The 11,168-nt window shown below is 61.1% G+C and carries 14 protein-coding genes; all 14 read left to right on the forward strand.

What is annotated here, in order from left to right; genetic code table 11:
* Window positions 1–158 precede the first annotated feature (158 nt).
* The 14 genes from pilM (at window position 159) to R3355_RS23080 (ending at window position 10,948) form a co-directional block, all read left to right on the forward strand.
* Window positions 159–545 (forward strand): type IV pilus biogenesis protein PilM, encoded by a 387-nt coding sequence (gene pilM, locus R3355_RS23015; protein WP_170827702.1) that lies wholly within the window; start codon window positions 159–161, stop codon window positions 543–545.
* Between the two features lie 929 nt (window positions 546–1,474).
* Window positions 1,475–1,846 (forward strand): hypothetical protein, encoded by a 372-nt coding sequence (locus tag R3355_RS23020; protein WP_318963432.1) that lies wholly within the window; start codon window positions 1,475–1,477, stop codon window positions 1,844–1,846.
* Between the two features lie 250 nt (window positions 1,847–2,096).
* On the forward strand, window positions 2,097–2,231 hold the full coding sequence (locus R3355_RS23025; protein WP_318963433.1) for a hypothetical protein: 135 nt from the start codon (window positions 2,097–2,099) through the stop codon (window positions 2,229–2,231).
* 344 nt (window positions 2,232–2,575) lie between these two features.
* Window positions 2,576–3,088, forward strand: coding sequence for an STY4534 family ICE replication protein (locus R3355_RS23030; protein WP_318963434.1), 513 nt, complete (start codon window positions 2,576–2,578; stop codon window positions 3,086–3,088).
* Window positions 3,089–3,217: 129 nt separating this feature from the next.
* Window positions 3,218–3,382 (forward strand): hypothetical protein, encoded by a 165-nt coding sequence (locus R3355_RS23035; RefSeq protein ID WP_318963435.1) that lies wholly within the window; start codon window positions 3,218–3,220, stop codon window positions 3,380–3,382.
* A gap of 93 nt (window positions 3,383–3,475) precedes the next feature.
* On the forward strand, window positions 3,476–3,676 hold the full coding sequence (locus R3355_RS23040; RefSeq protein WP_318963436.1) for a hypothetical protein: 201 nt from the start codon (window positions 3,476–3,478) through the stop codon (window positions 3,674–3,676).
* Between the two features lie 303 nt (window positions 3,677–3,979).
* A complete protein-coding gene (radC, locus tag R3355_RS23045) occupies window positions 3,980–4,474 on the forward strand; it encodes a RadC family protein (protein ID WP_069897735.1) in 495 nt (164 codons plus the stop codon).
* A 125-nt stretch (window positions 4,475–4,599) separates the two neighbouring features.
* Window positions 4,600–4,950, forward strand: coding sequence for a hypothetical protein (locus R3355_RS23050; protein ID WP_318963437.1), 351 nt, complete (start codon window positions 4,600–4,602; stop codon window positions 4,948–4,950).
* 138 nt (window positions 4,951–5,088) lie between these two features.
* Window positions 5,089–5,706, forward strand: a complete 618-nt coding sequence (locus tag R3355_RS23055; RefSeq protein WP_318963439.1) for a DUF3275 family protein — start codon at window positions 5,089–5,091, stop codon at window positions 5,704–5,706.
* A gap of 8 nt (window positions 5,707–5,714) precedes the next feature.
* Window positions 5,715–5,960: a hypothetical protein gene (locus tag R3355_RS23060; RefSeq protein WP_318963440.1), complete on the forward strand. Its 246-nt coding sequence runs from the start codon at window positions 5,715–5,717 to the stop codon at window positions 5,958–5,960.
* A gap of 56 nt (window positions 5,961–6,016) precedes the next feature.
* The gene (locus R3355_RS23065; RefSeq protein WP_318963442.1) at window positions 6,017–6,403 is read left to right on the forward strand and encodes a hypothetical protein; all 387 of its coding nucleotides are present in this window, start codon (window positions 6,017–6,019) and stop codon (window positions 6,401–6,403) included.
* Window positions 6,404–6,482: 79 nt separating this feature from the next.
* A complete protein-coding gene (locus R3355_RS23070) occupies window positions 6,483–7,085 on the forward strand; it encodes a hypothetical protein (protein WP_318963443.1) in 603 nt (200 codons plus the stop codon).
* A 53-nt stretch (window positions 7,086–7,138) separates the two neighbouring features.
* Window positions 7,139–8,596 carry a DUF6094 domain-containing protein gene (locus tag R3355_RS23075; RefSeq protein ID WP_318963445.1) on the forward strand — a complete coding sequence of 486 codons (1,458 nt, stop codon included), beginning with the start codon at window positions 7,139–7,141 and terminating at the stop codon, window positions 8,594–8,596.
* A 99-nt stretch (window positions 8,597–8,695) separates the two neighbouring features.
* Window positions 8,696–10,948 (forward strand): DEAD/DEAH box helicase, encoded by a 2,253-nt coding sequence (locus R3355_RS23080; RefSeq protein WP_318963446.1) that lies wholly within the window; start codon window positions 8,696–8,698, stop codon window positions 10,946–10,948.
* Window positions 10,949–11,168: the final 220 nt, after the last annotated feature.

Here is an 11,168-nt window from a genome sequence, read left to right on the forward strand (position 1 = left end):
CTGTGTGTGCAGACTATTGTCGTCTGCGGACAATAGTCTGCACCTACCAACCCAAGAGCTTCACCGGTATGATGAAACTCTGTGCGTTCTAATCGGAGCTCTGGCGAATGCCAATCCTATGGCTTGTCCTGGTCGTCCTAGTCTTCTCAGGTGGGCTGATGATGCAGACCCATGACCGTGCCATCACAGCCGCGGAATACTCCACCGTCGACACATTGAGCCAAAGCCTGCTCGTGTATCGTTCCGCAGCTGCGGAGTTCGCCAAGGCGAATCCTGCATTCGCCGGCAATCCTGCAGATGCGGCCTTGAATCTTCCCGGATGGTTCCGAAAGCCAACTGGCATCTCCTCCTATGTCAGCGGAGGCCGAAGCTACACCTACTACCCTGACGGGCCAGGTGGCATGCTGGACGCGCTGGCGAGTGCTACGGAGTCGGAGCTGGTTGGGGTGAAGCGTTCTGGCATCCTGGTATCACCCCGCTCGGCGAGCACCGGAATTGCCCTACCAGCAGTCATTCCCGAGGGTGCAATTGTCGCCTTGAACTGAACGGCAGCCCCCGTCTGGCAAGGCTCGCAACCGTATGTTCACTTGCCAATTCGGGGTGTCGAACACATAATGCCATCAGCAACTGTTCCACCCCGCTGGCTACTGACGGTCATCAGTAGCGCCCTGGTGTTGAAGGTTCGCCTCCTCACCAAACCAAAAGCACGCTGAGCTCCGGGAAGGGCGTGCGGATCTGGTTGATGATTCTCCCTGTGTCTCCCTGTTCTTTTGCTAGTCACGCAGCCGTCAACTCGTGTAATGCGAGTTCACAGACACATAGGGTTCTCAAGAGGTTCGGTGCACCATGATCCAAGGGCCGCACTGGTGTTGCGGCCCACACTTTTCCCAATTCTCCATGGGTAGCCTGATGACCTTGCGAAGGGTCATCAGGCTACCCATTGGGTATTGCTTGTCTCTGCCGGTGGCCCGCCGGCGAAACGCAGGGCTCCCTTTGTGCGCGGATGCGTGCCTTCTGATTGCTGGCCTCAGCCACGATAACCGGCCAGGTGATGTGAGACGTTACGATCAATGCCCAGGGATCGACGCTTCAACTGTCACAGGTGGCGTACTTTTCTCGATTCTGCTTCCCCGACTTCAGCCGAGGGTAACTACTGACATGGTTGCCCTCGGTCGCTATTCCATCTCCCCCCTTCCCTCTGCTTTCCCCATCCCTCCTTGCTTGACACATTCCCAGCCCCCTTCGATGATAAGCGCGTGCCTTGCTGACGTCGTCAGCAACATGCCCATGCAGCTTGGATCCGAAAGGCTGCGACACGGTTTTTCCGTGTTGATCCACCCAAGGCCGCTTAGCTTCTGGTAGCGCGGCCGGTCGACCTCGGTCGATAGAAGCACCTTCCGCCAACCCAGCGGGGAATTCACTTCCCCGTCGGGGTCAGTGTTTCTCCGCATTTTCAACCTGCAGGAGAAACACCATGTCCACGTTCAGCTATCGCGCAGGTTACGCCCTCGGTACTGTTACCCGGGAATTCCTGCGTGCGGTCAAACAGTCCACGCCCGCTGCACCCGCCAAGCCTCTCATGGCCAAGCGGGCCATGCCGGCAGCAGCCCCTCACCCTTCTGGTCAGGTCCTGGAGCACATGTGTCAGGTGCCCGCGATCGTTCGCCAGAAACAGGTCGATCTCAACGCCTGGTATGAAGCCAACACCCGTGAAGTGCAGGTGAAGGTGAAAAAGCCGCGTACTCGCAAACCCAAGACCAAGCCGGTTCAGGCCGCTACCAATGCGCTTCGCCTAGGCTCTCTCAACGAGTTGATCGCTCCGATTGAGCCGTCCATGAACTGCTGATCCACCTTCACTCACCCTCGTCGGGAAATTCCCCGACAGGGAGGTTTTCCGGCGATTCACGCGAGGAAAACCATGCCTCCCAAGAAGCTATCTGCTATTGCAGATGATCTTCGCAAGATCGGTACTACAGCTGTTGCAGCCTCCCTGATAGGTGTATTCCTCAGCGAGCATCGGCTCCTGACGGCGTACGCTTTCCTGGTCGGTGTTATCATCTGGTCCATCGGGATCTTTCTCACCCAGGAGGAATGAAATGAGTCAGACCGTTTTCGGCATGATCATCATGACCTGCCTGCTTCTCTTCTGCTCCGGGATGGCTGTTTGGGCAAAATGGCCCGACATCAAGGACTGGTGCCACAAGCATCGCCTGCATCAACGCCATCACTGAACTGCACTACACCCAGCCCCTCGAAAGAGGGGCTTTTTTCTTTCATGGGGCTTGACTTTCCTTTCCGCTGTTAACATATTTTCATCCGTGAGCTGCTGACGTCGTCAGCAACCATGCCCAAGCAGTCATGATCCGTGAGACTGCGACACGGTTAACCGTGTTGATCTAACCTAAGATCGCCGAGCTTCCGGTAGCGCGATCGGTCAATCGACAGCGATTGATGGAAGCATCCTCACCTAGCTGTTCCAGCACACACCTTCCAAGCTCTAAACCTCGCGGGGAATACTTTCCCCCAAGGGCGAAGTGTTTCTCCGCTTTCAGACTATCGAAACTGGAGAATCACCATGAGCAACGCACAATCCAACGAAACCAAGTTCTTCGATCTGCACACCACCGGTATCGGTTACCTCAACCGTATCCGCGAAGTGAAGCCGCGTAAGGGTTCCCCTTTCATGGCCACCACCATCGCAGCCCTCCGTGGCTCGTCCGATGACGTGGAATACACCTACATCGACTGCAACGTCGTCGGTGCCGAAGCTGAAAAGCTCGTGCGTCGCTGCGAGCAAGCCGTCGAAGCCGGTAAGAAGGTCCTCGTGTCCTTCCGTATCGGTGACATCTGGGCAGACTCATTCACCTACGAAAAGGGCGAGAAGAAAGGTCAACCTGGCGCAAGCCTCAAGGGTCGGCTGCTCTTCATCGGCTTTATCAAGGTGGATGGTGAAACTGTCTACGAAGCCAAACCGAAGGATGCCGGCGAGCCCCAGGACAACCAACAAGGTGGACCTGAAGCATCGTCCGACGAGCCCTCGGCTGAAGAGCAACAGCAACCTGATGCACGTCAGCGCCAGACTGCTTGATTGAAAAACAGGGCGCCCTTCGGGGTGCCTTTCATCACCTACGCAATGCGCCGCTTGTCATCGCATACCCATCCGGGGGGCACCATTCCCCCAGGGCATGGTGTTCTCCAAATTCATTTGGAGATCATCATGAGCTACAACGCCCAAGCTGGAGATATGCCCGCTCTGCCGGAAGTTGAGGAAGTGTCCATCAACGAAGTTGAAGCCGAACTGCTGACCAGCAGTCACTTCTGCGACGTGGTCTGGATCCTCTTCGCTGGCAACACCGGAGACCAAGCTGTAATGGCTGCATGACCTAAGGGCACCTCACGGTGCCCTGGCTTCACTCACACCCACTGGGAAACGCGACCCACTGGGTCATGGCCGTTCCCCATCAAGGAATTCCACATGACCTACGGAAAACTCGCTTTTGCCCAGCTCAACATCAAGTACCCGCTGCAGATCCTGAAGAGTGGTGCCGGTTTCTATATCGGCACGGCTGACGAGTCTGGTCCTATCTCGAGGGAGTCGGTGGAGTATTACTCCACCGCTGAAGTAGCGGCACAGGCTCTGGCTGGAAACGCCTGGACCCAACGAAGCGACTCTTAGATCCATTCGCTTTTGTCCTTGATGGCGTTCCGGTCTTCTCGGACTGAGTCACCTGGCCGGCGGGATTTCCCGCCAGGCCAACCGAATGCTGATTGGGCTTGCTGTCGTCGACAGCAGACCATCCCAGGGAACCTGAGTCTCATGGTTCCGGCGCGCAAGCGTTGACTCACCCAAGGTCGCCAAGCACTCGGCAGCGCGACCGCATCGCCTCAGGCGATGGAGTGCATATTTCGAACTACCCACGCGGGGATTCACTCCCCATGGGGTGCGTACCCCCCCTGTATTCAACGCGGAGGTACCACCATGAACACACAGCTCACGCTGATTGAAACCACTGACTTCAAAGCCGCTCGTATCGCCCAGGAAAACCGGGTGATCGAGAAAGCCTTGCAGATCCTTGACCAACGGATCTTCACCCGCGGCCCCGAATTAACGTCACCCGGCTTGGTAGCCGACTACCTGAAACTGCAGCTTGCGCAGCAGGATCATGAGGTATTCGGCGTGGTGTTCCTCGATGCCAAGCACCGGGTGCTGCAGTTCGAGGTGCTGTTCCACGGCAGCATCGATAGCGCCAGCGTCTACCCCAGGCAAGTGGTCAAACGTGCCCTGGCCCACAACGCCGCGGCCGTCATCCTCACCCACAACCACCCCTCAGGCTGCCCTCAACCCAGCCAGGCGGATCGCACCTTGACCGCACGACTGAAGGAAGTCCTGGCGGTGGTCGACGTGCGTGTCCTGGACCACTTCATCGTTGGCGAAGGTCGCCCCCTGTCCCTCGCCGAATACGGCTGGCTCTAACCCTCACCGGTGCCTTCGGACACCTTTTCTCACTTACGCAATATCAGTTACTCCACCCACCCTCGCGGGGATTCACTCCCCAGCCCGGGCGACGTGCGTCTCCGTTTTTCCTCTGGAGATTCACCATGTCGAAACTGTACGGCGCAACTGCGCTTACCCCTGCGGCTGCACGGATTCTGTCCATGCCGGTGGTATTCACCCCCGAGGCATGGCAGCAGGCTGTGAATCTGGAGTCGGCTGACGAGCTGGCCGACATCGAAGACCGCCTCTGCTCCACTCTGGCTGCAGCCTACAAAGCTGTATTCGCCACACCCTCGGATGACGTTGTCGACTTCGGTCTTCACCGCCTACCGCCCGATGGCAACCCTCACCAACCGCTCTGGCTGGATCTGCAAGCGAGTCATCAGGACGGCATGGGCTCAACCGCCCAGTTGCTGATCTCGCTCAAACCCAACCCTGTCCAACTGGCAGCTTGACGGGATGCGCCTGGTTCATCAGGCGCTCCTCCAACCACTCAGAGCCCTGGCCTCACACCAGGGCTTCGCTTTTCTCGCAATCGTCCGCTGAGGCCTCGCCCCTCAGGGGCTGGCCTCCGCTCTATGAGGAGGACGTCAATGATCCACATCGATGGCCAGTTGGCCATTCGCACCATCACCGGCCGGAACGGCAAGTTCAACGTCGGACGCCTGGCAACCTCTATCGGGGAGTTCGTCATCAAGGACGCCCTCCTCGATCAGTACACCGAAGGGAAGTACCGCGGCAATTTCGCAATTTCGGAAATTCGCCCGTCGTACTACTCCACTGGTGGCCGCCTCGTCGTCGAGATCCGCGCGAAAGTCGACAGCATGACGCTGGAGGACGTCGACAACCTCACGGCCGAGGATGCCGCGCAGCTATCACCTAGCGAACCCGACCCCCTGGACGAGGAGCCAGTCAGGCCTTCGTCCCCAGAGGCTCCTCGCGAGACCAGGAATCCCACGCCCACGCGGGCCGCCCAGATGCCGGCAGACGATGCGCCTTTCGGTATGGACAGTTCCAGCTCGAGCACGAAGCACTCCCAGCCAAACGAAGACGCCGAGCTATTCGGCACCATCTGGCCGTTGGGCAGTGAAGTTCGCCTCGACACCACAGTGGATCGCCAGCGCCTGCGTGCCCAGTGCGCTCGCCTCGGCGAGCTGGGGTACGAGCTGGATTTCAAACTGCAACTCTGGAAACGCCAACCACAATCGTAGGAGCGCCTATGGATCCGCGATACCACAGCGAGGAAGTCTCCAACGAACTCCTGTTGACCTGCAGCGCGCTGCGCGAGGTCGGCCTGGATCAGGAGGCTGATCTGTTCCGAGAGGCGATCTTCGATCGCCAGTACGTCGACCTTGCCCTTCAGTACCTGCGGATGCGTGTCCATCACGCCTCCCCAGATGACGGGCAGTCCGCCAATCAGGCAGCCCATCGGCTGCTTGAACGGCTGAGTCGTCTGCTCGCCTGACCCTTAACCAACCACCACCCTGCCGGGGACTCCCCGCCAGGGAGCCCGGCCACCACATGAGGCCCCACATCATGGGATGGCTATTTTCACACCGCGACAAAGACAGCCTGGTTCAGCGGCTGCTGGAGCCCGCGGAAAGCTTCACCCACAAACGCACGATCCTGGAGCACGCACTGACCGGCCAAGAACTCTGGACCGTCGTTCAGCTGGAGCTGAAGGTAGCGAACATCATCAACGGCAATGCCGTCGGTGACACCTACACCTTCATCAACTGCGATCTGTTGGAGGTTCAGGGGGGACTCTGGGGCAGCAAGTCGATCCCAGAATCCGCTGGCCCGTATTACTACGGGTGCCCCCTGCACTTCCTGGACATGGCGCCGGACGGCGTCTGTCCGGCGTGGCGCGAGGCCCTTCGCAACGACCAGCCGGCCCGGCCCGCCTGATCGACCATCGTCATCCACCCCGAGGGGCAGTCCTGCCCCTCCCCGGGCAGGTCCCCATCTGCAATGGAGGCCACACCCTATGCTGCCTACCCCGCTGCACCAGGTCGAGGAATGTCCCGACCTTTACGTTGACGCCTGTGTCTGCGATGAGCAGCGCAACCTGGTCTTCCTCTCTGCCTGGGGCCGCGACACGGCCCTGCAGGAGTTCCTGGCCAGGCTGACCCTCGGTTCCGCCGAGAACGGCCTGGATCAGTTCCACATCACCATGGATGACCGGAGTCTTCCGGTCTTTCCCAACGTCGATCTGCTGGAAAAGCGCACCACACGGCAGTTCCGCGGCACCTTGTTCGGCAGCCTGCTGCACCTTTGGCTGTTCGACCGGCGCTGCGCTCGGCCCGACCAGGCCAACCACTTCGCCTATGCCCTCCTCGAGGAGGCGGCGGACCCACTCCAGCAGCTATGGCCGCTGGTCACCGAAACCTGCCCTTTGCCGCTCCTGCAGCACTGGCGGGAGCCGGTGATGGAGGTCCTCACCCAACACGGCATGCTCCAGCCCCTCCCCGGGGCGCTGGGCGCGATCAGCGCCTGGCGGCTGTCCATGCAGCTCGACGTGCTCGAACCCGCCCTCGGCGACCTAATCCGCCAAGGGCGATTGACCACCGAGGCTCAGGCAACCGCCTGAGCCCTCTTCCCGACTTCGCGCAACTGCTGAACTTCACATACCAAGGAGGCCTTATGGCTTTGATGTTCCCGCGCCTGGCGCACAACTTCGCCCGCAACGGCTACTTCCCCACTGACGAAATCACCCTGGAGCGCGCGCTGCAGGCCCTGGCTCCATCCCCTGCCGGCAAGATGAGGATCTTCGATCCCTGCGCCGGCGAGGGAGTGGCCCTGGCCGAGGCAGCCCATGCTCTTGGGTGCGACCAGGTCGAGGCGTTCGCGGTCGAATATGACCGGGAGCGCGCCGACCACGCACGCACCTTGCTGGATCGGGTGCTGCACAGCGACCTGATGGACACCATGATCAGCCGGCAAGCCTTCGGGTTGCTCTGGCTCAATCCACCCTATGGCGATCTGGTGGCCGACCACTCCGGTGCATCTCAGTACCAGGGCAACGGTCGTCGCCGACTGGAAAAGGCGTTCTACCAACGGGCCTTGCCGCTGTTGCAGTACGGTGGCGTGCTGGTGTTCATAGTTCCGCACTATGTCCTGGACGACGAACTGACTGGCTGGCTCTGCAACCACTTCACCGCACTGCGGATCTACGCGGCTGCCGACCCCACCTTCAAACAGGTGGTCATCTTCGGCATTCGTGTGCGTCGCCAGGACCTGGCCAAACCACGGGAGGTTGCCCAGATGCGTGATCGCCTGCAGGCGATCGGCGCCGGACAGGAAACCGCAGAGGAGCTGCCAGCCATTTGGCCGTGGGAGCCCTACGCGGTGCTGCCGTCGGCGAACGACCTGGAGCACTTCTACCGGGTCACCCTGGAGCCGGAGCAGTTCAGTCACGAAATCCAGCGCCTGCGAGGGCTCTGGCCGGACTTCACCCTCCACTTCGGTCAGGCTGGCATTCAGCCGCGGCCACCGGTCCGTGAGATGTCGCGCTGGCACCTGGCGCTCGCGCTGGCCGCCGGCGCGATCTCCGGAGTGGTGACCTCAAGGAACGGACGCGTCCTGGCACTCAAGGGCGATACCTACAAGGATAAGGTCCGCAAGACCGAATTCACCGAGGACGAGGACGGCAACGTCTCCGAGGTGAGGATCCTGACCGATCGCTTCGTGCCCATTATCCGGGCATGGGACATAACGCCAGGCTCACCGAACCTTGGCAGGGTGTTGACCATCAGCTCTACAGCAGTGGCGACGGAAGAGCCTCAGGCTCCGCCGGCACCAATGACCTTGAGCCCCCTTCCCGGCCCGTTGTTCTCGCCTGGTCGTGTGGTAATGGCCAGCTCCGTCCACCATCTGGTGGAAGGTGGCCTGCTCAATCCGACCCTCTACCTGAAACGCCATCTGGCGGGAGACTGGGGAGAGCTGACCGATGACGACAAGCAGGCGAACCAGCAGGCCCTGCAGTATGGAGACCGGCTGTTCTCCGGCTACGACATCTGTGCCGGCGACGAAACCAGGCTATGGATCATCACCGAAGCCGATCGCAGCGTGACCACCCTGTTGTTACCTGACGACTACTGACCCACCGCCACTCCGGCACCTTCAACCAACCCGCAGGGTATGCACATACCCGGCCGGGTGTCGTGCATGCCCTGCTTCATCCCCGCCAGGAAAAGCACCATGAACGATCTGACCCAGACCTTCACCCAGGTCCCTGCCACACCACTGACCATCGGCCTCACCGACTTCATCGACGAATTCGGCGACGAGCTGCTGGACTCCCTCAACCGCTCCAATCCACCTGTCTATGCCGGCGACGCCAACGGCGCCCGCCAGTTGGTGATGGATGGTCTCAAACGCACGCCCTTCCCCGCCCAGGCGGACGTCGTCCAGGCCATCGCCGCGTTGCTGCTCGATCGCAACGAGCAGGCAGGCATCATCAACGCCGAGATGGGTACCGGCAAAACCATGATGGCCATCGCCGTGGCGGCCGTCATGCACAGCGCTGGCTATCGCCGCACGATGGTCATCTCTCCCCCACACCTGGTCTACAAGTGGCGGCGCGAGATCCTCGAAACCATCCCGGACGCCCGCGTCTGGGTGCTCAACGGTCCCGACACCCTGGTCAAGCTGCTGAAGCTGCGCGACCAGGTCGGCCAGCCCTACGATGGACGCCAGGAGTTCTTCATTCTCGGCCGCGTGCGCATGCGGATGGGATTCCACTGGCATCTGGCCTGCTGGCAGCGGCGCGCCGCCGGCGGCCGGCTGATGGCTGGCTGCCCGGATTGCGGGCGTGTGCTCGAGGACCAGGAGGGCAACCTGATCACAGTCGAGGAGTTTCACCGTGAGGAGCGCCGCCGGCGCTGCCCCCACTGTGAGGCGGCTCTGTGGACACTGATGCGCCCGGGCAGAGCGGACGGCGGCAACCGCCGCTCGACGATCCTGAAGTCGATGTGTCGGATCCCGACCATCGGCCCCGTGCGTGCCGAGCGGCTGCTGAACGACTTCGGGGAGGACTTCCTCGCCTCGATGCTGGTGGACAACGTGTCCGAGTTCATCAACCTGATGGACGCCAAGGGCAACTTCATCTTCAGCGATCGCCAGGCCAAGCGCATGGAGCGCGCCATGGCGAACATCGAGTTCGGCTTCGGCGAAGGCGGCTACCAACCTACGGAGTTCATCAAGCGCTACCTGCCGGATGGCTTCTTCGACCTGCTGGTGGTGGACGAGGGGCATGAATACAAGAACAGCGGTTCGGCCCAGGGCCAGGCCATGGGCGTGCTTGCAGCGAAGGCACGGAAATCCGTGCTGCTGACCGGCACGCTCATGGGCGGCTATGCCGACGACCTGTTCTACCTCCTGTTCCGCATCCTCACCCAGCGCATGATCGAGGACGGCTACCGACCGAACGCACGCGGCAGCATGGCTCCTGCAGCCATGTCGTTCATGCGCGATCACGGGGTGCTGAAGGACATCTACACCGAGCGCGACGGCGAGTCGCACAAGACGGCCAAGGGCAAGAAGCTCTCGGTACGAACGGTGAAGGCTCCGGGCTTCGGCCCGAAAGGCATCCACTGCTTCGTGCTGCCGTTCACTGTGTTCCTGAAGCTCAAGGACATCGGTGGCAATGTGTTGCCCGACTACCAGGAGGAGTTCGTCGACGTGCCCATGTCACCGGAGCAGGCCTCGGCCTACCAACGACTGGCAACCACACTGACCGCTGAACTGCGCCAGGCCCTGGCTCGTCGAGATACCACGCTCCTGGGCGTAGTGCTCAACGTGCTGCTGGCTTGGCCGGACTGCTGTTTCCGGGCGGAGGTGGTGAAGCATCCTCGCTCCCGGGACACGCTGGCATTCGTGCCGGCGATCTTCGGCGACGAGGAGCTGATGCCCAAAGAGCAGGCGCTGGTGAACCTCTGTCTCGCGGAGAAGGCCAAGAACCGCAAGGTGCTGGCCTACACCGTGTACAGCGGGACGCGCGACACAACCAGCCGGCTCAAGCGGGTGCTGGAACAGGCCGGCCTGAAGGTGGCAGTTCTGCGCGCCTCGGTGGATACGGCAAGGCGCGAGGACTGGATCCTCGACCAGGTCGACCGCGGCATCGATGTGCTGATCACCAACCCGGAGCTGGTAAAGACCGGTCTGGATCTGCTGGACTTTCCGACCATCGCGTTCCTGCAGACGGGCTACAACGTGTACACCCTGCAGCAGGCGGCACGGCGGTCGTGGAGGATCGGGCAGAAACACCCGGTGCGGGTGATCTTCTTCGGCTATGCCGGTAGCTCGCAGATCACCTGCCTGCAGCTGATGGCCAAGAAGATCGCCGTGGCGCAGAGCACGTCGGGAGACGTTCCTGAGTCAGGCCTCGACTCGCTGAACCAGGATGGTGACTCGGTCGAGATGGCACTTGCCAGGCAGCTTATCGCAGCATGACTTCAAGGCCACCTTCGGGTGGCTTTTTTTATGTTGGCACCTAACTACTCCACTACCCTGCAGGCTGAGCCGTTTCCTTCCTAGCAGCCTGTCGGACTTTCTCGCTTCATTCGAGGATAATCCCGGCACCGCCCAGCCGACGCCCCCGCATGAGCCGCTTTCGCCCGATCGACCGCAAGACCGACTACCTGCTCCCGCCATCGCTGGACGACTGGTTGCC

Origin of the sequence: Pseudomonas sp. (assembly GCF_033723075.1) — a bacterium.
Taxonomy (GTDB): Bacteria; Pseudomonadota; Gammaproteobacteria; order Pseudomonadales; family Pseudomonadaceae; genus Aquipseudomonas.

Excerpts from the sequence above, each read along its gene's own strand:
- pilM (WP_170827702.1), top strand. The coding sequence starts at position 159 with ATGATGCAGACCCATGACCGTGCCATCACAGCCGCGGAATACTCCACC.
- R3355_RS23020 (WP_318963432.1), top strand. The coding sequence starts at position 1,475 with ATGTCCACGTTCAGCTATCGCGCAGGTTACGCCCTCGGTACTGTTACC.
- R3355_RS23025 (WP_318963433.1), top strand. The coding sequence starts at position 2,097 with ATGAGTCAGACCGTTTTCGGCATGATCATCATGACCTGCCTGCTTCTC.
- R3355_RS23030 (WP_318963434.1), top strand. The coding sequence starts at position 2,576 with ATGAGCAACGCACAATCCAACGAAACCAAGTTCTTCGATCTGCACACC.
- R3355_RS23035 (WP_318963435.1), top strand. The coding sequence starts at position 3,218 with ATGAGCTACAACGCCCAAGCTGGAGATATGCCCGCTCTGCCGGAAGTT.
- R3355_RS23040 (WP_318963436.1), top strand. The coding sequence starts at position 3,476 with ATGACCTACGGAAAACTCGCTTTTGCCCAGCTCAACATCAAGTACCCG.
- radC (WP_069897735.1), top strand. The coding sequence starts at position 3,980 with ATGAACACACAGCTCACGCTGATTGAAACCACTGACTTCAAAGCCGCT.
- R3355_RS23050 (WP_318963437.1), top strand. The coding sequence starts at position 4,600 with ATGTCGAAACTGTACGGCGCAACTGCGCTTACCCCTGCGGCTGCACGG.
- R3355_RS23055 (WP_318963439.1), top strand. The coding sequence starts at position 5,089 with ATGATCCACATCGATGGCCAGTTGGCCATTCGCACCATCACCGGCCGG.
- R3355_RS23060 (WP_318963440.1), top strand. The coding sequence starts at position 5,715 with ATGGATCCGCGATACCACAGCGAGGAAGTCTCCAACGAACTCCTGTTG.
- R3355_RS23065 (WP_318963442.1), top strand. The coding sequence starts at position 6,017 with ATGAGGCCCCACATCATGGGATGGCTATTTTCACACCGCGACAAAGAC.
- R3355_RS23070 (WP_318963443.1), top strand. The coding sequence starts at position 6,483 with ATGCTGCCTACCCCGCTGCACCAGGTCGAGGAATGTCCCGACCTTTAC.
- R3355_RS23075 (WP_318963445.1), top strand. The coding sequence starts at position 7,139 with ATGGCTTTGATGTTCCCGCGCCTGGCGCACAACTTCGCCCGCAACGGC.
- R3355_RS23080 (WP_318963446.1), top strand. The coding sequence starts at position 8,696 with ATGAACGATCTGACCCAGACCTTCACCCAGGTCCCTGCCACACCACTG.